This window comes from Olsenella uli (assembly GCF_901212675.1).
Lineage (GTDB): Bacteria > Actinomycetota > Coriobacteriia > Coriobacteriales > Atopobiaceae > Parolsenella > Parolsenella uli_B.
The window spans coordinates 1-19,535 of the sequence record NZ_CAAKOQ010000023.1 but is presented as its reverse complement, the minus strand read 5'-3'; the positions used below and the strand labels follow the sequence as shown (position 1 = coordinate 19,535).

At 67.4% G+C, this 19,535-nt stretch carries 18 protein-coding genes; 14 read left to right on the top strand and 4 right to left on the bottom strand.

The features are described from left to right. The 5 genes from tilS to EFAMC1_RS02710 form a co-directional block, all read left to right on the top strand. Positions 1-462: tRNA lysidine(34) synthetase TilS (gene tilS / locus EFAMC1_RS02730; protein WP_154052804.1), on the top strand; the 462-nt coding region annotated here is incomplete at its 5' end. A gap of 120 nt (positions 463-582) precedes the next feature. Next, complete coding sequence (hpt, locus tag EFAMC1_RS02725; protein ID WP_261981732.1) at positions 583-1,146, top strand: hypoxanthine phosphoribosyltransferase; 564 nt, start codon at positions 583-585, stop codon at positions 1,144-1,146. 70 nt (positions 1,147-1,216) lie between these two features. Next, a complete protein-coding gene (gene ftsH, locus EFAMC1_RS02720; RefSeq protein ID WP_187324518.1) occupies positions 1,217-3,241 on the top strand; it encodes an ATP-dependent zinc metalloprotease FtsH in 2,025 nt (674 codons plus the stop codon). Then, positions 3,234-4,433: a pyridoxal phosphate-dependent aminotransferase gene (locus EFAMC1_RS02715; RefSeq protein WP_154052803.1), complete on the top strand. Its 1,200-nt coding sequence runs from the start codon at positions 3,234-3,236 to the stop codon at positions 4,431-4,433. The genes ftsH and EFAMC1_RS02715 overlap by 8 nt, the downstream gene beginning before the upstream one ends. 63 nt (positions 4,434-4,496) lie before the next feature. Next, positions 4,497-5,306: a phosphatase gene (locus tag EFAMC1_RS02710; RefSeq protein WP_222838616.1), complete on the top strand. Its 810-nt coding sequence runs from the start codon at positions 4,497-4,499 to the stop codon at positions 5,304-5,306. A 96-nt stretch (positions 5,307-5,402) separates the two neighbouring features. Here the strand turns inward: EFAMC1_RS02710 and EFAMC1_RS02705 are convergent, their stop codons facing one another. From EFAMC1_RS02705 to EFAMC1_RS02690, 4 genes are all read right to left on the bottom strand, one after another. Beyond that, a complete protein-coding gene (locus tag EFAMC1_RS02705; RefSeq protein WP_154052802.1) occupies positions 5,403-6,680 on the bottom strand; it encodes a type II toxin-antitoxin system HipA family toxin in 1,278 nt (425 codons plus the stop codon). Next, positions 6,661-7,074: a helix-turn-helix domain-containing protein gene (locus EFAMC1_RS02700; RefSeq protein ID WP_154052801.1), complete on the bottom strand. Its 414-nt coding sequence runs from the start codon at positions 7,072-7,074 to the stop codon at positions 6,661-6,663. The genes EFAMC1_RS02705 and EFAMC1_RS02700 overlap by 20 nt, the downstream gene beginning before the upstream one ends. A 119-nt stretch (positions 7,075-7,193) precedes the next feature. Continuing rightward, positions 7,194-7,961, bottom strand: coding sequence for an exodeoxyribonuclease III (locus EFAMC1_RS02695; RefSeq protein WP_410054781.1), 768 nt, complete (start codon positions 7,959-7,961; stop codon positions 7,194-7,196). Between the two features lie 286 nt (positions 7,962-8,247). Then, positions 8,248-9,138 carry a patatin family protein gene (locus EFAMC1_RS02690; protein ID WP_154052799.1) on the bottom strand — a complete coding sequence of 297 codons (891 nt, stop codon included), beginning with the start codon at positions 9,136-9,138 and terminating at the stop codon, positions 8,248-8,250. A gap of 115 nt (positions 9,139-9,253) precedes the next feature. Here EFAMC1_RS02690 and EFAMC1_RS02685 point away from each other — a divergent pair, with 115 nt between their 5' ends. From EFAMC1_RS02685 to EFAMC1_RS02645, 9 genes are all read left to right on the top strand, one after another. Continuing rightward, complete coding sequence (locus tag EFAMC1_RS02685) at positions 9,254-9,991, top strand: NAD-dependent protein deacylase (protein WP_154052798.1); 738 nt, start codon at positions 9,254-9,256, stop codon at positions 9,989-9,991. A 548-nt stretch (positions 9,992-10,539) separates the two neighbouring features. Then, positions 10,540-11,115, top strand: a complete 576-nt coding sequence (gene folE, locus EFAMC1_RS02680; RefSeq protein ID WP_261981730.1) for a GTP cyclohydrolase I FolE — start codon at positions 10,540-10,542, stop codon at positions 11,113-11,115. A gap of 70 nt (positions 11,116-11,185) precedes the next feature. Continuing rightward, complete coding sequence (gene folP, locus EFAMC1_RS02675; RefSeq protein ID WP_154052796.1) at positions 11,186-12,766, top strand: dihydropteroate synthase; 1,581 nt, start codon at positions 11,186-11,188, stop codon at positions 12,764-12,766. Next, positions 12,757-13,653 carry a biotin--[acetyl-CoA-carboxylase] ligase gene (locus EFAMC1_RS02670; RefSeq protein ID WP_154052795.1) on the top strand — a complete coding sequence of 299 codons (897 nt, stop codon included), beginning with the start codon at positions 12,757-12,759 and terminating at the stop codon, positions 13,651-13,653. The genes folP and EFAMC1_RS02670 overlap by 10 nt, the downstream gene beginning before the upstream one ends. A gap of 309 nt (positions 13,654-13,962) precedes the next feature. Next, a complete protein-coding gene (locus EFAMC1_RS02665; protein WP_154052794.1) occupies positions 13,963-14,835 on the top strand; it encodes a metallophosphoesterase family protein in 873 nt (290 codons plus the stop codon). Between the two features lie 185 nt (positions 14,836-15,020). Next, on the top strand, positions 15,021-16,325 hold the full coding sequence (locus EFAMC1_RS02660) for an ABC transporter substrate-binding protein (protein WP_154052793.1): 1,305 nt from the start codon (positions 15,021-15,023) through the stop codon (positions 16,323-16,325). Positions 16,326-16,343: 18 nt separating this feature from the next. Continuing rightward, positions 16,344-17,297, top strand: a complete 954-nt coding sequence (locus tag EFAMC1_RS02655; protein WP_222838615.1) for a carbohydrate ABC transporter permease — start codon at positions 16,344-16,346, stop codon at positions 17,295-17,297. Next, on the top strand, positions 17,287-18,138 hold the full coding sequence (locus tag EFAMC1_RS02650) for a carbohydrate ABC transporter permease (RefSeq protein ID WP_154052792.1): 852 nt from the start codon (positions 17,287-17,289) through the stop codon (positions 18,136-18,138). Before EFAMC1_RS02655 ends, EFAMC1_RS02650 begins: the two co-directional genes overlap by 11 nt. Positions 18,139-18,278: 140 nt before the next feature. Next, on the top strand, positions 18,279-19,421 hold the full coding sequence (locus tag EFAMC1_RS02645; protein WP_154052791.1) for an ABC transporter ATP-binding protein: 1,143 nt from the start codon (positions 18,279-18,281) through the stop codon (positions 19,419-19,421). The last annotated feature ends 114 nt before the right edge of the window (positions 19,422-19,535 follow it).

Genomic DNA, 19,535 nt, shown 5'->3' with positions numbered 1-19,535 from the left:
GCGGCGGGTGCGGGCGCGCTGGCCGGGGGCGACCCGGCGCAGGGTGCGCACGCCGCGGCAACGATCACGGCGCGCCTGCGCGAGGTCTCGGCCGGCTCCGACCCGGTGGCGCTTGCCCGCGCCCACGCCCGCGAGTGGGAGAGCGCGTCGGTCCTGCTCGACGCGGAGGCCTGCGGCATCTCCGCCCTGGGCGGCAGGCTCTGGGTTGACGCCCCGCAGACCGGCGACGTGCTGTGCCCGCTTGGCATGCACGGCCAGTCCAAGAAGCTCTCCGACCTGCTCGTCGACGAGAAGGTGCCCCAGGCAGAGCGTCGCCGCGTGCCGGTGGTGCGCACCTCTCCCACCGGCCCCATCGTGTGGGTTGCACCAATTCGCCCGGACGAGCGGGCCCGCGTCACCGGGGCATCGAGGGTGCTGCTAGAATTGCATTTCCTCACCAACGAACTACAGTCACGGCGGTGAGGGACAGGGACTTGGAACCCCGCGCCAAAGGGCGGGGCCAAGGTGCCGCGGCAACTCGCACGGCTCCTGGGCTCCAGGGGTAGGCAACCCGGGGAACCGGGCCCAGGAGAGGAGCGCTCCGTGGAGCAGAACCGTCAGGACATCCACCCGGACGTCAAGAGCATCGTACTCAGCGAGGCAGACATCGAGGGCATCGTCACGCGTATGGGCGCCGAGGTGACGCGTGACTACGAGGGCAAGAACCCGCTGCTCATCGCCGTGCTGCGCGGTGCAGTGGTCTTCATGGGCGACCTCATGCGCCACATCGACTGCCAGCTGGGCATCGACTTCATGGCCGTCTCCAGCTATGGCGACGGCGCCAAGAGCTCGGGCGTGGTGCGCATCGTCAAGGACCTCGACACCAAGATCGAGGGTCGCGACGTCCTCATCGTCGAGGACATCCTGGACTCGGGCCTCACGCTCAGCTACCTCATGAAGAACCTCTCCTCGCGCAACCCCAAGTCGCTCGAGGTCGCGGCCTTCCTCGTGAAGGACGTCGCGGGCCAGAACCCCGCCGTCAAGCCCCGCTACGTGGGCGCGCACGTGCCCGACGAGTTCATCGTGGGCTATGGCCTCGACTTTGCCGAGCGCTACCGCAACCTGCCCTACATTGGCATCCTCAAGCCCGAGATCTACGGAAAGTAGCGCGGACGCTGGGCGCCCCCGGCCGTGACCGGGCCCGCCCCACGCGCCCGACGTCTACGGGAAGCGTTCTATGAGCAGCAAAAACAACCTCCCCAAGGGGGCTGGCCAGCCGGGCAGCCCCCGCGTGAACGTTATCTACCTCGTCATAGCCGCGGCGTGCATCGTCTACCTCGTGTTCACCATGGGCCCGTCGCTTCTGGGCGGCGGCCGGTCCGACGCCATCGCCACGAGCGACATGGTGGCCGCCGTCAACGACGACCGCGTGGCCACGCTCACCTACAAGCTCTCGACCGGCGAGGTCAAGGGCACCTACTGGAAGAGCGACGCCGACAAGGGCAACACCGACGCGCTCGTGAGCTTCAAGAGTTCCTACGCCGGCACCGACAACCTGGCCGACCTCATGGCCGAGCACCCCAAGGTCACCTACACGGTCGACACGAGCTCGGACGACATGGTCGACACCATCCTGTTTGGCGTGCTGCCCACGGTGATCCTCGTCTGCGTGCTTGTCTACTTCATGCGCCAGATGCAGGGTCAGAACGGCCAGGCCATGAACTTCGGCAAGACCAAGGCCAAGACCACCGAGGAGACCCGTCCCAAGGTGAAGTTCAAGGACGTGGCCGGCGTGGACGAGGCCGTCGAGGAGCTCAAGGAGATCCGTGACTTCTTGGCCGAGCCCGAGCGCTTCCACAAGCTGGGTGCGCGCATCCCGCGAGGCGTGCTGCTCGTGGGCCCTCCGGGAACGGGCAAGACGCTTCTGGCCAAGGCCGTGGCGGGCGAGGCCGGCGTGCCGTTCTTCTCCATCTCGGGCTCTGACTTCGTGGAGATGTTCGTGGGCGTGGGCGCAAGCCGCGTGCGCGACCTCTTCAAGCAGGCCAAGGCCGCCGCTCCCGCCATCATCTTCATCGACGAGATCGACGCGGTGGGCCGCCAGCGCGGCGCGGGCCTGGGCGGCGGGCACGACGAGCGCGAGCAGACGCTCAACCAGCTGCTGGTGGAGATGGACGGCTTCGAGCAGAACGAGGCCGTGATCCTCATCGCCGCCACCAACCGCCCCGACATCCTGGACCCGGCGCTTCTGCGTCCCGGCCGCTTCGACCGGCAGGTCACGGTGGACCGCCCTGACGTCAAGGGCCGCGAGCAGATAATCCGCGTGCACGCCGAGGGCAAGCCCCTTGCCGGCGACATCGACTTTGGCACGCTGGCCAAGCTCACGCCGGGCTTCACGGGCGCCGACCTCATGAACCTCATGAACGAGGCCGCGCTTCTGGCCGCGCGGCGCCATCGCCCCAACATCTCGATGAACGAGATCGAGGAGGCCATGGAGCGCGTCATCGCCGGCCCCGAGCGCAAGAGCCGCGTCATGACCGAGAAGGAGCGCAAGACCATCGCCTACCACGAGAGCGGCCATGCCCTTGTGGGGCACGTCCTCGAGAACTCCGACCCGGTGCACAAGATCAGCATCATCAGCCGCGGCCAGGCGCTGGGCTACACGCTGCAGCTGCCGGAGGAGGACCACTTCCTCAACACGCGCAACGGCATGCTGGACCAGATTGCCGTGCTGCTGGCCGGCCGCACCGCCGAGGAGCTGTTCTGCGACGACATCACCACTGGTGCCAGCAACGACCTGGAGCGTGCTACCAAGATGGCGCGCCAGATGGTGACGCGCCTGGGCATGAGCGACGCTTTGGGTACGCAGGTCTTTGGCGAGGCGCAGCACCAGGTGTTCCTGGGCCGCGACTACGCCGACCACCAGGACTACTCAGCCGAGACGGCCAAGCGCATCGACGACGAGGTGGAGCGCATCATGCGCGAGGCCCACGTGCGCGCCCGCCGCGTGCTGGAGGAGTACCGCGACCGCATGGTCACGATGGCCACGGTGCTGCTTGCCCGCGAGACCGTGGAGGGCGCCGCGGTGAACGCGCTGCTCGACGGCACGTGGGACGAGTACCTGAAGGAGCATCCGGAGGAGGCCGAGGAAGAGCAGACCGCCGAGGAGGGCTCCGTGGAGCCGTCTGCCGGCGCGGACACGCTTGACGAGACCGCGGCCGCCGACACCGAAAGCCAGGAGCATGGGGGAGACTCGATTGATTAACGAGACCATGTACGCCTATGGGGCGTCCAAGAGCTCGATTCGCGAGATCGCGGCCTACGGTAACGCCCGCAAGGGCCAGATCGGCGCCGAGAACGTGTTCGATTTCAGCCTGGGTAACCCCAACGTGCCCGCGCCCGCCGCCGTGGCCGACTCGATTCGCCGCAGCCTGGAGCTTCCGCCCCAGCAGGTGCACAGCTACACGCCGGCCAATGGCCTGCCCGCCTGCCGCGAGGCCATCGCAGCGTCGCTCACCCGGCGCTTCTCGGCCGAGGTGGCCGGGCGCGAGGTTGCCGGAGCGGACGACCTCTACGTGACCTGCGGCGCGGCGGCGTCGCTCTCCATCACCCTGCACGCCGTGACCAACCCCGGTGACGAGGTGATCGTGATCGCCCCGTACTTCCCGGAGTACCGCGTGTGGATCGAGACCTGCGGTGCCACCTGCGTGGAGGTCACGGCCGACACGAAGACCTTCCAGATCGACGTCGATGCCGTGGCCGCCGCGGTGACCGAGCGTACCGCCGCCGTGATCATCGACTCGCCCAACAACCCCGTGGGCACGGTCTACACGCGCGAGAACCTCACGGCGCTGGCCGCCGCGCTGGACGCGCGTGGCCAGGAGGTGGGGCACCCCATCTACCTTGTCGCCGACGAGCCGTACCGCGAGATCGCCTACGGCGCGGAGGTGCCGTGGGTGCCGAGCGTCTACGAGCGCACCATCGTGTGCTACAGCTACTCCAAGAGCCTGTCGCTTCCGGGCGAGCGTATCGGCTGGGTGCTCGTGCCGCCCACCAACCCCGAGCACGACTGCCTCGTGCCGGCGGTGGCGGGTGCCGGGCGCGCCCTGGGCTTCGTGTGTGCGCCGGCGCTCTTCCAGCGCGTGGTCATCGACTGCGCGGACGAGCCCAGCGACGTTGCCGCCTACGCGCGCAACCGCGAGGCGCTCACGCGTGGCCTGGCGGCTGCCGGCTACGAGTACATCGAGCCTGCCGGCGCCTTCTACCTGTGGGTTCGCTCGCCCGACCCGGATGCCAACGCGTTCTTCGAGCGCGCCAAGGCCCACGAGCTGCTGCCCGTGCCCAGCGACTCGTTTGGCTGCACCGGCTGGGTGCGCGTGGGGTACTGTGTCTCGTACGAGACCATCACGGGCTCGATGCCGGCGTGGCAGGCGCTGGCGGACGAGTACCGCAGGTAGCGGATAGCTAAGTGACGCCCGGCCATCTGGTCGGGCGTTTTCCTTGGGAGACTAGGAGGGCCCATGCTGCAGAACCTCTGTGACACGCACACGCACACGCTCTACTCGCGCCACGCCTACTCGACGATCCGCGAGAACGTGCTGGCGGCCCGCGACGCCGGGCTTGAGCTGCTCGGGTCGACCGAACACTTCAGCGACATGCTGTTCCCGGAGTCGTCGCTCACCCACGCCAACGTGCGCGACTATCAATTCTTCGACAACCTTGGCATCTGGCCGCGCGAGTGGGAGGGCGTGCGTGTGCTGCGCGGCTGCGAGGTGGACATCCGCGGGCTCGACGGCTCGCTCTATGGCGACCACATCGTGGTGACGGCCGACATCGTGGACCGTCCGCTCGACGAGCCACAGACGCTCTGCGAGCGCGTGTTCTCGCGCTGCGATTACGTGGTGGCGAGCGTGCACCTCGACGACTTCGTGCAGGGGGCCACGGTGGCGCAGGGCACGGAGATGTACCTCTCCGTGCTGCACCGCGACCACGTGCTGACGCTGGGGCACACCGGGCGCTCGGGCGTGCGCTACGACCTGCGCGAGGTCGTCGGCGAGGCGGCGCGGCTCCACAAGCTCATCGAGATCAACGAGCACAGCCTTGAGGCGGGCTTTGGCGACTGCGCGGGCGTCTGCCGTGACATCGCCGAGACGTGCGCCGAGCTTGGCTGCCAGATCGCCGTCAACACCGACGCGCACATCTGCACGCAGGTGGGGCAGTTCCCCGTGGCGCTGGCGATGCTCGAGGAGATCCACTTCCCGCAGGAGCTCATCGCCACCCGCAGTGCCGAGGCCTTCCTGGCCGCCAAGTCTGCTGCCCTGGGGGAGTAGGCGCGCTGGTACGCGGTCGTGGCTGGGCGTCGGGCCCGAGGGACGTTGCCGGGCGGCGCGCCCGAGGGTCGCGTGGCCCGGCAGGCGACGCTGCGCCTACAGCAGGCGCAGCGTCGCCTCGCAGTTCTCGACCACGGGCTGCTCGAGGTGGCTGCGCAGCTCGTCCATGCCCGGGACGCTGGCATACTCGTCAAACACCGACGCCAGGCGGCCGGGAATCTCCTTGGCAAGCTGGCTCATGATGGCGAGGCAGGTCTCCTCCGTGACGCCCTCGCATGCCTCATGCGCCACGGCGGCGTACGTCTTGACGGCCCCACGGCCCACGCGGGCAAAGCGGTTCTCGCCGCCAATCGCCATGGCAAGCCTGCCCTTCCTGCGCATGCCCTCGTAGGCAAGGCCGCTGGCCACGTCGTACATGGGGGCGACGAGCGCGTTGCGCCCGCGCCCCAGGAGAAGCGAGTAGTTCTTTGCGTGGGCGTCCGGCGCCCCGATGAGGCAGTTGAAGAAGAGCATCTGGGTGAAGGCCAGGATGTTGATCTCGGCCTCTTTGGTCGAGGCCAGGAGCTTGATGCAGTCTGCGACCGTGGGGCCTCCGTCGGCGGTGTACTTCTGCGACGGCGGAACCCCAAGCGCCTGGCAGAAGTCCTCCTGATGCAGACGGCGTATGGTTCCGTCGGGGGATGCCGTGCGGTCGTAGCGGCTCACGATGAGCGCGGGCTCGTCCTCGAATGCCCGATAGGCAACGTCTGCGGTGGGAAGCCCGCAGGCATCGGCGAGACGCATGCACACGAACTCGTTGAGCGCCTGGAGCGCAAAGCCTATGACGCCGTTCTTGAAGATGTGCGTGGTGGCCGCTGCGCCCTCGCAGGAGCACCACGCGCCCTTGTGCCACGCAAGGGCGAACTTGCCCTGGTTCCCGCCGAGCGACCAGTGCTCGTCCTCGGCAACCCACGAGGCCGAGGAGTCGACGCGGAGCATGCGGAGGCGGTCGGCGATGTCCGCGTCGGAAAGTGGCGCGTAGGAGCCCTGGCGGTCGAGGACCTCCGCCTTGTGGTCGGGCCAGCAGAACTGCACGCCGCCCGGACAGTCGAGCCCCATGTGCGCAAGCATGGCCACCGGGTTGTTGGGGCTCACGCCAAACTCGCGTGCCGCGTCCCTGCGGACCTCCGCGCTGTCCGGAAGAAGCCCCATGAGGTAGGGAACCACTTCGGTTTGCCTGTATGTCCTATTCGACACTGGCAGCGAGAGCGACAGCGGGATGCCATCGTAGGACTCCTCGTATGCGAAGTGTGCGAGTCCGGCCTCGTCTTGCCAAAGCCGGCCTGCCACCTCATCGCCAATGAGACACATGAGCTCACGGTTTCTTGTTGCCATATCCGCCTCCACCATCATTTGTGGCCTCCGCCCTCATCAGAGCAAGGGCGGCTTGATACCGACCGTGCATGCGGGCTATGGGGTCCGCATCGCGGCTCTCCTCTTGAGTCTTCTCTTGCGGGCGGGGCACGCCATCGCTCTCGTTCGATGGCTCGGGCTTGGCGGTCTTGCCCGTGGCCGAGCTGTCGAAGACGGCCATGACGAGCCCTAAAGCGTGAAAGACAGAGAGCAGTTTATCGAGGCCGACACCCGTGTTGTCCCCCAGCTCAAGCCCGGAAACGAGGCGTGCGGAGACGTGTGCGCGCTCGGCAAGCTCGGCCTGGGTAAGCCCCGATTTTTTGCGGGCATCCCTTACCTCCTGCCCAACTTGCCGTGCAATGAAGATCTCCCGCATAACAGCCCAATCTGCAAAATACTGCACGTATAAAAAAACGCACTATTCTGCAGAATACTATATACGCAGAATAGTGCAGATTCAAGATAGATTGTTAGGCGGGTGGTTGAGCCCCGACGCTACAGCTCGATGCTCAGCTCCACGGGGCAGTGGTCGGAGCCGTAGACCTCGCTCAGGATGCTTGCGCCGGTCACCTTGTCGGCGATGTCGTTGGAGACCAGGAAGTAGTCGATGCGCCAGCCCGCGTTGTTCTTGCGGGCGTTGAAGCGGTAGCTCCACCAGCTGTAGGCGCCCGTGAGCTCGGGGAAACGCGCGCGGAAGGTGTCAGTGAAGCCGGCGTCGAGCAGGCGCGTGAAGCTCTCGCGCTCCTCGTCGGAGAAGCCGGCGTTGCCGCGGTTGCTCTTGGGGTTCTTGAGGTCGATCTCCTCGTGGGCCACGTTGAAGTCGCCGCAGGTTACGACCGGCTTTTCGGCAGAGAGGCGGCGCAGCCACTCGCGGTAGGCCGTGTCCCAGGCGATGCGCGTGTCGAGGCGCGCGAGCTCGCCCTGGGCGTTGGGCGTGTAGACGTCGACGAACCAGTACCCGGGGAACTCGAGCGCGCAGATGCGGCCTTCGGCCACGGCCACGGCCACGAGGGTCTCGTCCTCTGCGGAGAGCACCTCGTGCGCGACCGGCATGATGGCGTCTGCGTGCAGGACGCGCAGTGGCTCCTCGCGGCTGAAGACAGCCGTGCCCGAGTAGCCCTTGCGCTCGGCGTAGCTCCAGGTCTGGTGGTAGCCGGGCAGCTCGACGTCGAGCTGCCCCTCCTGCAGCTTGGTCTCCTGCAGGGCCAGGACGTCGGCGTTCAGGCCCTCGGCGATCTCGAGGAAGCTTGGGTCCTTCTTCATGACGGCGCGCAGGCCGTTGACGTTCCAGGAAACGAGGCGAAGCTCGCGGTTGTCGCTCACGGTGTCTCCAGGTCTCTTGAGGTTGGGTGGATTGGCATGGTTGGCCCGGCTTTGTCGGGCCAACCATGCCAATGAGGGCGATTCGTTGGCGGGGAGATTGTACCGCCCGGGCAAATAGGTTTGCATTTAGGCCTCATAAGAGGCCGTTATGAGACAAAACGCGGGCTCGTAACCACGAAACAAGCAGACCGCCGGACATGGTGGCTGTTACCCGCAAGCTGCGGCGTTAGCCGCGTAGCCAGTCGAGCCAGCGGTCCATCTCGCGCTCGGCGAGGGCGTGGCCCATCTCGAAGACCTGTGCCAGGCGCGCCACGTTGGTCTCCGTGTTGTGGATGGGCATCTGCTCAGGCCTCACTACCAGCGCCCTTCCAGCCCGCTCCAGCTCGTCGAGGTGGTCGAGCGCGGCGTTGTAGCGCTCGGCGCGCGTGGCCAGCGCCTCGAAGACCTTGGGCTGCCCCGCGCAGACCCGTTGCATGAGGCCCCGCTGCCCGCGACCCATGGGCTTCTTTCGATATCCCGCCGGTCGCGTGGCAATACAGAAGAACCGCTGGTAGCCATCGTGCTCCGCCAGGTGCAGGGGAATGCCGGCGCCCTCGCCCAACCCGCCGTCGAGCATGACCTGTCCGCCGATTTCGATGGGCTTCATGATGAACGGCATGGTCGAGCCCGCTCGCACGTGGCTCACCATCTCGAGCGGCGTGGTCATGTCGGTCTTGGTCCAGATCACGGTGCGTCCCGTGTCGCGCTCGAACGCCTGGATGCGCAGGCCCGCCGGGTCGGCGCAAAACGTCTCCCAGTCAAACGGCAGCGTGCCGTCCTGGATGGCGCGCTCGTAGAGGAAGTCGGCGTTGAAGAAGCCGTTGTGCCTGGCCAGCGACCCAATGCCGCCAAAGCGCTGGTCGCCCGCGATCTCAACGAACGACCGGCGCGTGCGCAGCGGGTCGCGCGAGAGGTAGTTCACGGCGTTGGAGGAGCCGGCCGATACGCCGCACGCGTAGGGAAACCACACCTCGTGCTCGATGAGCGCGGCCACGATGCCGGCCGTGTGGGCCGCGCGCATGCCGCCTCCCTCAAGTACGAGGGCCACGTCGGCGACGTTGCATGACAGGTCTTCCATGGTCTCCTCCGCATGCGGGTGCTAGCATCCAAGTCGCCAGCGGCAAGGCGCGCGGCCGCGCAACGGCCGCCCGCGCCCAATGCTCGTCATCATACCCAGCACGCGAGGTGATTCCATGTCTCAGACCATCACGGACCCTGCGGAGGCAGCGGCCGAGCTCTCGGCCCGCGTGAGCAGGGCGAAGCGCGTCGTGTTCTTTGGCGGTGCCGGCGTCTCCACGGCGAGCGGCATTCCGGACTTCCGCAGCGTCGACGGCCTCTACCATCAAAAGTTCGCCTATCCGCCCGAGACGATGCTCGGCCACGACTTCTACCTCACCCACCCGGAGGAGTTCTTCGACTTCTACCGCACCAAGATGATCGCCCTGGGCGCCAAGCCCAACCAGGCGCACAGGAAGCTCGCCGAGCTCGAACGCGAGGGCAAGCTTACGGCTGTGGTGACGCAGAACATCGACGGGCTGCACCAGTTGGCGGGCTCCAAGAACGTGCTTGAGCTGCACGGATCGGTGCACCGCAACATCTGTCAGGAGTGCGGCAAGGTGTACTCGGCCGAGTGGATCATGGACACCACCGGCGTGCCCAGGTGCCCGGCGTGCGGCGGCCGCATCAAGCCCGACGTGGTGCTCTACGGCGAGGCGCTCGACGACCGCGTTGTGAGCGAGAGCATCCGCCAGATCGCGCGGGCGGACATGCTCATCATCGGCGGCACGAGCCTCGTGGTGTACCCGGCGGCGGGCCTCGTGGAGTACTTCCGCGGCGACGACCTCGTGGTGGTGAACCGCGACGCCACGCCGGCCGACTCGGGCGCGAGCCTCGTGTGCCAGTGCGACATCGCGAAGGCGTTTGACTTCTAGGGACGCTGCGGACGCCCGCGGTGCCTCCTTCGCGTGCCACTCGGACGGTCCTCGGCGCAAAGAGCGCGCCTGCGGAACTCGTGGCCAGCGAAGGAGGCCCCGCGGGCGCTGACGCCTCAGCGCAAGGCGCTGGCGGGACCTTCGTCTGTTGACCTTCTTTATAAAATCAGTTAATTAAATAATTAATATAATTTAGTAAATAATAATATCCGTCCCTGCACCTTATGGCTGGCGTGAGGGACGAGTACATTGGTGGCCCCTTACCCCGGGGCTTTCTATTTAATAGATACAGGCCCCAAGCTCCCACAGAAGCTGGCGGGCCGAGTCCTCGGGCGCGCCTTTCTGGTGCCGCCCCGCGCATCCGATCACCCGTGTCGTCCGCTGGGTGCCGGGATGTGGGGTCCGGACGAGTTCCGCAGGCGCGCTCTGTGCGCTGAGGACTGTCTGAGTCCGGAGCCCACATCCCAGCACCCCGCCCCACCACTCGCTACAATCGAATGCACTGCAACGGCAACGGGAAGGCCCGCATGACGGAATCCACGCATCACATGGATCATGAGAAGATCGAACAAGGCGTGCGCCTCATCCTCGAAGGCATGGGCGAGGACCCCAACCGCGAGGGCCTGCTCGACACCCCCGCCCGCGTCGCGCGCGCCTACGAGGAGATGTGCGGCGGCCTCTACCAGGACGCCGACGAGCTCTTCCGCGTGACCTTCGACGCCGAGTGCCACGAGATCGTCATCGTGCGCGATATCCCGTTCTACTCCATGTGCGAGCACCACCTCCTGCCCTTCTTCGGCACGGCCCACGTGGCCTATATCCCCGGAGACTCCGGCCGCGTCTGCGGCATCTCCAAGCTGGCGCGCGTGGTCGACGTCTACGCCAAGCGCCCGCAGCTGCAGGAGCGCCTCTGCGCGCAGGTGGCCGATGCCGTGGAGCGCAACCTCCACCCCCTCGGCGTGCTCGTGGTGATGGAGGCCGAGCACCTCTGCATGACGATGCGCGGCGTGCGCAAGCCCGGCAGCAAGACGACCACCTCGGCCGTCCGCGGCGCGTTCAAGCGCAGCCCCACCACGCGCGCGGAGGCCATGTCGCTCATCTTTGACGGGTCGCACGCCCACTAGGGCAGACCCGGTCGCTTACCTGCGCGGCACGGGTCTGCCCGTTCGCGCGCTACCTGAAGGGATGGTGCATATGCTGCGAGAGGACCGCGCGACGTGGCGCTGCGGAGTCCACGAGCTGACGCTGGCGCGCCCACGCATCATGGGCGTGCTCAACGTGACGCCCGACTCCTTCTCCGACGGCGGCACCCACGACACCGCCGACAAGGCCATCGAGTGGGGCATGCAGCTGCTCGACGATGGGGCCGACATCATCGACGTGGGCGGCGAGTCCACGCGCCCTGGGTTCACGGCGGTCGACCCGGAGGAGGAGGCCCGGCGCGTGGTGCCGGTCATCCGCGAGCTCGCGGCCGCGGGCGCCATCGTGTCCGTCGACACCCGCCACCCCGAGGTGGCCCGCATCGCGGCCAAGCTGGGCGCCTCGATCCTGAACGACGTGACGGGCTTCACCAACCCCGAGATGGTCAAGGTCGCGGTCGAGAGCGACTGCGGCCTTGTGGTCATGCATGCGGGCGAGGTCTCGGACCACGTGCAGCGCCGCTCGGTGACGCTCGACTCCACGGCGGCGGCGCGCGCGGCGGCCGCGGACAAGGCGGCCGAGGGCGCCGGCAGTGCGACCTCGGGCCCTGACGACGTGCCGGCGGCCTCCCTCGAGGACGTCGCTGCCTCGCAGCGCCTCGACGAGGTGATGCGCAGGAGCGCCCGGGCGGCCACGAGCCCCACGGTGCGTCTCACCGGTGGCAGCAACCGCCGCTTCACCCTGCCCGAGGAGGCGCCCATCATGCGCCGCGTCATGGGCTTTCTCGGCGACCAGGCGCGCGGCCTCATGCGAGAGGGCGTCTCCCGCGAGCGCATCTGCATCGACCCCGGCCCCGGCCCCGGCTTTGGCAAGCTGGCCGACGAGGACGTGGTCATCCAGCGCGCCAACGCCAAGATGGCCTCGCTGGGCTACCCGGTCATGTGCGCCGTGTCGCGCAAGCGCTTCGTGGGCGCGGTCTCCGGCGTGCACGACGTGGCCAGGCGCGACGCCGCCACGGCGGGCGTCTGCATCGCGGCCATCGAGAACGGCGCCCGCATCCTGCGCGTGCACGACGTGGCGGGCGTGGCCCAGGCCATCGACTCGTACTGGTCGGTGGCGCATCCCGACCCGCGCCGCGCCTTCGTGGCGCTGGGCTCCAACGTGGGCGACCGCCTGGAGTACCTGGCCCGTGCCACGGCGCTCATCAACGCCATCCCGCTCACCTGCGTCACGGCGGTGAGCCACGCCTACGAGACCGACCCGGCCTATGGCATTGCGCTGCCCGTGGCCAACGCCGTGGCCGAGATCCGCACCGAGCTGGCACCGCTCGTGCTCATGGACGCCCTGCTCGACGTGGAGAACCAGCTGGGTCGCGAGCGCATCCCCGGCGAGGAGGGCCACGGCCCGCGCACGATCGACTGCGACCTGGCCTGGATGGAGGGCGAGACGCACGCGGGCAGGCGGCTCACCCTGCCGCACGCGGGGCTGGGCGAGCGCGACTTCGTGCTCATTCCGATGGAGGACCTCATGCACGACCCGGTGCGCTTCCTCGCCCACGCGGGCGTCAAGGTGCTACCGCGCGAGGAGCGCGTGGGGCTCGTGCGCGAGGACTTGGGGGAGATCGCATGGGAGTAGACGAGAGAGACCTGGGCGCCGAGCAGGTCGCGGGCGTGCCGGGGGCCGCCAAGGACGAGCTGCCCGCGCTCTCCGTCGTGGACGAGACCGGCTCCACCAACGACGACGTCATGGAGCTGGGGCGTGCCGGCGAGCCGGCGGGCACGGCCGTGGCCGCGCACGAGCAGACGCTCGGCCGCGGGCGGCGCGGGCACATCTGGGGCTCGCCGGAGGGCGGGCTCTACCTGAGCGTCCTTCTGCGTCCGCAGGTGCCCATGCACTACCTCATGGGCCTCTCGGCCGTGTGCGCCCTGGGCGCGCTTGACGCCCTGCACGAGCTGGGAGCCACAAAGGCCGAGCTCAAGTGGCCCAACGACGTAATCGTGCCCGAGCGAGGCGGCGTGGTCGGTGCCGTGCGCAAGCTGGCGGGCATCCTCGTGGAGGCCGGCACGGGCGAGGCGGGCGTGTTTGCCGTGTGCGGCATCGGCGTGAACCTCGCGGCGCCGCACATCGACATGGGCTCGATGGGCTCGGCTCGGCCGCTCTCGGCGGCGGGGCTTGCCGAGGCCATGGGCGAGGGCGAGGCGGGCGAGCCGCTCGAGACGCCCGGCTTCGAGGAGCTTGCCCGGGCGCTTCGCGACCATATCGTGGCCAGGGTCGATGCCTGGGAGGCCGCCGTGCGCGGCGGACGCGGCGCCGCCGGCCCGCTTGCGCCCATCCTCTCCGAGTACTTCGACCACATCCCGCTGCTTGGGCACGAGGCCGAGGCGGTGCTGCCCGACGGCCGCGTCTGCGCGCGCGGCACCTTCTGCGGCCTCGACGTGTGGGGCCGCGCCGAGCTGCGCCTCGCCGACGGCCGCGAGGTCGACTTCGCAAGCGAGCAGGCAAGCCTCCGAGCTCCCGAGTAGGGTCATGTGGGCATGTGGGGACGTGTTCGTTTTGCACCATGGTGCAAAACGAACACGTCCCCACATGACCCTTGCGGCTTGGCCACGGCGCGCCGACCCCGGTGGCGCCGCGCCTCGTGACGCCGCATCCCTCTCGCCCCGCGCCCAACGCCGCTCCCGCCCCATTAAATCCTTACATACCTTCTCCCCACCGAGATAACTTCTGACAATGTGCGTCTGACGTGACAAATCGCTGACACCCATCTGACGGTCGTGTTACGAGCGGCTTCCATAGTGTAGACGCGTCAATTCCGGAAGCACGCCGCGTGCATGGGCGCGGGTTGGGCCATGACGGGCCGGCCCGGGCCTCGGCGGCGTGCGCAGGGGGAAGGGGTACGTACGTCAAGTCTCAAGATCTCACACCTGACCGATCTCCATGTGCGCCGCGACTACCGCGGGACGATGTTCGAAACCACCTACGACATGGCGATCTCGCCAACCGCCTACCTTGAGCTTGGCCTGCGGCGGGCCGTGCGGGAGCGCCCCGACGTGCTCGTTCTCACGGGCGACCTCATCCATGAGGGCACGTCGGAGGACTATGAGTTCCTCCGCGCGCTCATCGAGCGCGAGATGCCGGGTGTCCCGGTCATTCCCGTGTTGGGCAACCACGACAACAAGGCCGAGTTCTACCGGGGTTGGCGCGGCGAGGACCGAGAGGGCCGCTTCAACGACGTGGCCGAGGTCGGCGGCTACCGATTCGTCGTCCTCGACACGTCCACCGAGGGCGAGGCCGACGGGTCCATCGACGCGGACCAAGCGGCGTGGCTGTTCGACGAGCTCAAGACCCCCGCGGAAAACGGGACGATCCTACTGGGCCACCACCCGTTTCGCTCCGAGCAGGCGTGGTTTGCCTGCAACCTCCCCGAGGGCTTCCTCGACAGGATCCGTCGCTCCGACGTCATCGCCTACCTCTGCGGTCACGCCCACTACCTCGAGGCCCGGAGCATGGGCGGGTTCATGCAGGTCACGGGCGAGTCGTTTGACTACGGCGTCGAGACCCTCGTCTCGCGCACTGAGGTTGTCTGGACCGAGACGCGCGCATTCAACACGTGTTGGGTCGAGGGGCGCGACATCGCGACGCACGCCCACTTCCTCTTCCCGTTCGACCCGGTGATCGCCACGTTCCCGCTCAGCCAGGCGTAGGCCGCCGCGCCCGCGGCAACCGGCCGCCCTGGCCACGGCCACCGGCCCCGCCGCCCGCCTCGTCCCGCGACGCGACCGTCGCCCATCCCCAGTCTGTCCACCATCCCACGTTCACCGCGCGCCCCGGCCGGCCCTCCGTCCCAAGCGCCGTGTCCACCTGACCCGAAAACCGAAAGGACGAAGCCATGCAGACCACCCGTCGTGACTTCCTCAAGATCGCCGCCTCTGTCGCCGGCCTCGGCATCATGATGCCGCTGTCCGCCTGCGGCACCCCCTCCTCCGCCACCACCGCGACCGACGGCGGCAAGGTGCAGGTGGAGTACTGGCACACGAACCCGCAGAGCCGCGGCGGCGACACTGTCGAGGCCCAGATCGAGGCCTTCAACGCCCAGAGCTCAGACGTCGAGGTCGTGGCCCGCTACAACGACGGCTATGACGGCCTGATGAAGAACCTCCAGGCGGACGCCGCCGCCAACAAGATGCCCGACCTCGTGCAGGTCTCGTACTCGAACATCGAGTACTTTCCCTCCACCTTCGCCTTCACCCCGGCCGACCAGGTTGCGCAGCTCGCGGGCAAGGGCGACTTCATCAGCTCGGAGTTCCCCGACAACATCATCAAGCTCGGCACCGACAGCAAGGGCGAGGTCGTTGGCTTCCCCTACGCCGTGAGCGACCCGATCTTCTACTACAACGCCGACATCTTTGCCGAGGTGGGTATCGACAAGGCGCCCGAGACGTGGCAGGAGGTGCGCGCCGACGCCCAGGTGATCATGGACAAGACGGGCAAGCAGCCCTTCCACCTGCAGGAGAGCGACACGTGGGCGCTCCAGGCGTACCTGGCCTGTAACGGTGGCGACATGCTGAAGTGGGAGGGCCGGACGGCCCAGGCCACGCTCTCCGACGACGCCAACGTCACGGCCATGGAGTTCTACTACGAGATGGTGAGGGACAAGCTTGCCATCCACATCTCCACTGACGAGGCCCTCAAGGCGTTCAACGCCGGCGACCTCGCCATGATTGCCACCTCCTGCGCCAACCTCGCCGGCATCGAGAAGGCTGCCCAGTTCACGGTCGCCACGAGCAAGTGGCCGGTGTTCGAGGGCCAGCAGCGCAGGGTCCCGGCCGGCGGCTGCGTGCTCGCGGTGACCTCTGCCGACGACGCCAAGCGCAAGGCCGTCATGGAGTTCGTTGAGTTCCTCTATCAGGCAGACAACATCGTGGACTGGGTGAAGGGCACGGGCTACGTGGCCCACACCAAGACCGCGCAGGAGTCCGACGCCATGAAGCAGCTCCTAGAGGACGACCCGCTGCGCGCCGCGGCGGCCTCCCAGGTTGACGACATCATCCCCTGGGCGGCCTGGCCCGGGGACTCCGCGCAGCAGGCCCAGCAGACCATCTCCGACATGCGCGACCAGGTGCTGTCGGGCTCCAAGGACGCGCAGACCGCGCTTTCCGACGCCAACGACAAGATCAACGGGCTCATCAAGTAGCCTCCGGGAGTGACTCACATGCCAAAGCCCATGGATGCGCAGGGCGCGGCCGCCGGCCCCGCCCGCGACAAGTCCACGCCGCACCACCCCTACACGCAGTTGCGCCGCTGCCTGCCCTACCTCCTGCTGCTCCCCGCTGTAGCCGTCTTCGCGGTGTTCATGTTCTATCCGCTTGCCAACACGGTGTACCTCAGCCTCTTCGACTGGAACATGATCAGCCCCGTCCGCACCTTCGTGGGGCTCGACAACTACGTCTCCATGTTCACAGACCCCTACTTCACGAAGATCCTGGGCAACACGCTGCTCTACATAGCCCTGCTCCTCCTGTTCAACTTCGTGGCGCCCTACGTCTTCTCGTTCGTCCTGACGTTCGTGATCAGGCGGGGAAAGAGCTTCTATCGCGGCGCCCTGTTCCTGCCCAGCATCGTCTCGCTCGTGGTGGGCACGATGCTGTTCGTGTGGCTGCTGAACCCCATCTCGGGTCCAGCCGCCCAGATCGCCTCGCTGTTTGGGATGCACGCGCCCATCTGGAGCACCACGCAGGGGCTCGTGATCGTGGTGATCAGCATCATCACCTCGTGGAAGATGTTCGGCTACAACTTCATCATCACGCTCGCCGGCGTGGGTGGGGTGTCGACGGAGGTCGTCGAGGCGGCGCGCGTCGATGGGATTCCCCTGTGGCGCATCTTCCTCAACGTGGTGGTTCCGATGAGCAGCTCGACGGGCATCTACGTGCTGATCCTGTCGATCGTCAACGGTCTGCAGCAGATCTTCACGCCCATCAACATGATCACCCAGGGCGGGCCGGACTACGGCAGCTCCAACATGATCTTCAACGTCTACAACGAGGCGTTCAACTTCTACCGCACGGGCACCGCCTCCGCCTACGCGATTGTGATGATGGCCCTGTTCGTGGTGCTGTTACTGCTCAAGTTCAAGTATGTCGAGAAGGACATCTATTATGAGAACTGACTCACGTCGCACCCCGTGTCCAGCCGCGTCCGCCGGCGCGGGGCGGTTTGGCTGGCACGTCGTGCTGATGGTCCTCGTGGCCATCTCGATCGGGCCCATCGTGTTCGCGACCGTGGGCGCCTTCCTCTCCATGGGCGGGCTGACCAACGGCGACTTCCTGGGATCCCTCACGCTCGACAACTTCGCCACGATCACGCGCTCGCTGCCGATCGCCCAGATTACCCTGAACACGCTGCTCATAGCCGCCGCCTGTACGGCGTTCAAGGTGGTCACGAGCGTGCTGGCCGCCTACGCCTTCGTGTACCTCGACTTCAGGGGAAAGACCGTGCTCTACGTCGTGCTCATCAGCACGATCTTCATCCCGTTCACAGTCACGATGATCCCCAACTACCTCACCATCTCTAGGCTGGGGCTGCTCGACACCGTCGCCGGCGTCATCCTGCCGCAGCTTGCCGACGCTTCGGGCATCTTCCTGGTGCGCCAGGCCATGCGCACGATCCCCAAGTCGCTCATCGAGATCTCGCACCTCGACGGCATCGGCGAGTTCCGCATCATGCGCGACGTGGTGCTGCCCGTGTGCCGCCCCACGGTCACGGCCACCGGCATCATCTTCTTCATCAACGCCTGGAACGAGTACGTGTGGCCCACGCTGATCCTGCGCTCGAAGCAAAACTTCACGCTATCGCTGGCCATGCAGGTCTTCACCGACACCGAGGGCGGCGTGCAGTACCCCCTGATCTTCGCGATGGCGGTCATCTCTATGATCTTGCCGGTCGTGCTCTACCTCGTGTTCCAGCGCCAGATCATCAGCACGTTCGCCTCGTCGGGCATCAAGGGCTAGTCCGGCTCGGCCGAACGGCCGACCGTAGGCCCGCGCGCCCGCCCGACCGGTCGCAGGACCGCGCGCCGCCCGACCCGACAAGGCGGCCGGCTTGCCCAAACAGCCAGACACCCTCGACCCACCACAGAAAGGTACCTGCCATGGCAAGGCACGACATCGTATTCGACCACGTCGAGAAGAGCTACGGGGACGTGAGGGTCATCCGTGACCTCAGCCTCACCGTGAGGGAGGGCGAGCGCCTGGCCATCCTTGGCTCGTCTGGGTGCGGCAAGTCCACGACGCTGCGCATGGTGGCCGGGCTCGAGGAGATCACCGGCGGGGACCTGCTCATGGGCGGGACGCGCGTCAACGACATCCCCGCGGGCGAGCGCGGCGTCTCCATGGTGTTCCAGAACTACGCCCTCTACCCGCACATGACCGTGGCCGACAACGTCACCTACGCACTGCGCGTCCACAAGGTCGACAAGGAGGAGGTGCGCAGGCGCCTCGACAACGCCCTCGACATCCTGGGCCTCTCCGAGTACCGCGACCGCAAGCCCCGCGAGCTCTCGGGCGGCCAGCGCCAGCGCGTGGCCCTGGCGCGCGCCATCGTGAAGCGCTCGCCCTACCTGCTGCTCGACGAGCCGCTGTCCAACCTCGACGCCCAGCTGCGCGTCCAGGCGCGCAAGGAGCTCGTGAAGATTCACCAGATGTTTGGGCAGACGATGCTCTACGTCACCCACGACCAGGTGGAGGCCATGACCATCGGTGATCGCATCGCCCTATTCGACCGCGGGGAGCTCCAGATGGTCGACACGCCGTTTCGCGTGTACAACCGCCCCGCCAATGTGTTCGTGGCCAAGTTCATCGGCTCGCCGTCGATGAACATCCTCGACGCGAGCGTGTGCGACGGCGACCTCGCCATCGGGACGCAGCGGGTGGCGCTGCCTGAGATGTGGCGCGACGTTGTGCGCGCGGCCGGCGTGTCGAGGGTCCAGCTCGGGGTGAGGCCTGAGCGCCTCAGCGTGGCCGACGCGGGCGCGCCCGCAAGCGCCGCGGCGCTGTGCGGCGAGGTGCTCTACACCGAGGACTACGGCAACCGCCTGGGGATCTACGTGTCCGTCGGGGATGCCGAGGTGGTGGCGATGTGCCTGTCATCCGAGGTCAGGGAGGGCGACCGCGTGGCGCTTGGCCTGGACTTCGACCACATCCACCTGTTTGATGCCGCAACCGGGAAGAGCCTTCCCTACCCAAGGCAACTCGAGGAGATGGAGACGATAGGGGAGGGCCAGGTGGTGGCGTAGGAGTAGCGCCCGCTCGCGGCGGCGGGGGTTGCCCCTGCTGCCGCGAGCTCGACTTCGCGAGCGAGCAGATGGGTCATGTGGGGGGGGTCATGTGGGGACGTGTTCGTTTTGCAC

Bases quoted from the DNA above. Each gene is read 5' to 3' on its own strand.
- EFAMC1_RS02655 (WP_222838615.1), top strand. From the start codon at position 16,344: ATGCCAAAGCCCATGGATGCGCAGGGCGCGGCCGCCGGCCCCGCCCGC.
- EFAMC1_RS02695 (WP_410054781.1), bottom strand. From the start codon at position 7,961: ATGAAGAAGGACCCAAGCTTCCTCGAGATCGCCGAGGGCCTGAACGCC.
- folP (WP_154052796.1), top strand. From the start codon at position 11,186: ATGCTGCGAGAGGACCGCGCGACGTGGCGCTGCGGAGTCCACGAGCTG.
- EFAMC1_RS02690 (WP_154052799.1), bottom strand. From the start codon at position 9,138: ATGGAAGACCTGTCATGCAACGTCGCCGACGTGGCCCTCGTACTTGAG.
- EFAMC1_RS02645 (WP_154052791.1), top strand. From the start codon at position 18,279: ATGGCAAGGCACGACATCGTATTCGACCACGTCGAGAAGAGCTACGGG.
- EFAMC1_RS02705 (WP_154052802.1), bottom strand. From the start codon at position 6,680: ATGGCAACAAGAAACCGTGAGCTCATGTGTCTCATTGGCGATGAGGTG.
- folE (WP_261981730.1), top strand. From the start codon at position 10,540: ATGGATCATGAGAAGATCGAACAAGGCGTGCGCCTCATCCTCGAAGGC.
- ftsH (WP_187324518.1), top strand. From the start codon at position 1,217: ATGAGCAGCAAAAACAACCTCCCCAAGGGGGCTGGCCAGCCGGGCAGC.
- EFAMC1_RS02650 (WP_154052792.1), top strand. From the start codon at position 17,287: ATGAGAACTGACTCACGTCGCACCCCGTGTCCAGCCGCGTCCGCCGGC.
- EFAMC1_RS02710 (WP_222838616.1), top strand. From the start codon at position 4,497: ATGCTGCAGAACCTCTGTGACACGCACACGCACACGCTCTACTCGCGC.
- EFAMC1_RS02700 (WP_154052801.1), bottom strand. From the start codon at position 7,074: ATGCGGGAGATCTTCATTGCACGGCAAGTTGGGCAGGAGGTAAGGGAT.
- EFAMC1_RS02685 (WP_154052798.1), top strand. From the start codon at position 9,254: ATGTCTCAGACCATCACGGACCCTGCGGAGGCAGCGGCCGAGCTCTCG.
- EFAMC1_RS02665 (WP_154052794.1), top strand. From the start codon at position 13,963: ATGGGCGCGGGTTGGGCCATGACGGGCCGGCCCGGGCCTCGGCGGCGT.
- EFAMC1_RS02660 (WP_154052793.1), top strand. From the start codon at position 15,021: ATGCAGACCACCCGTCGTGACTTCCTCAAGATCGCCGCCTCTGTCGCC.
- EFAMC1_RS02670 (WP_154052795.1), top strand. From the start codon at position 12,757: ATGGGAGTAGACGAGAGAGACCTGGGCGCCGAGCAGGTCGCGGGCGTG.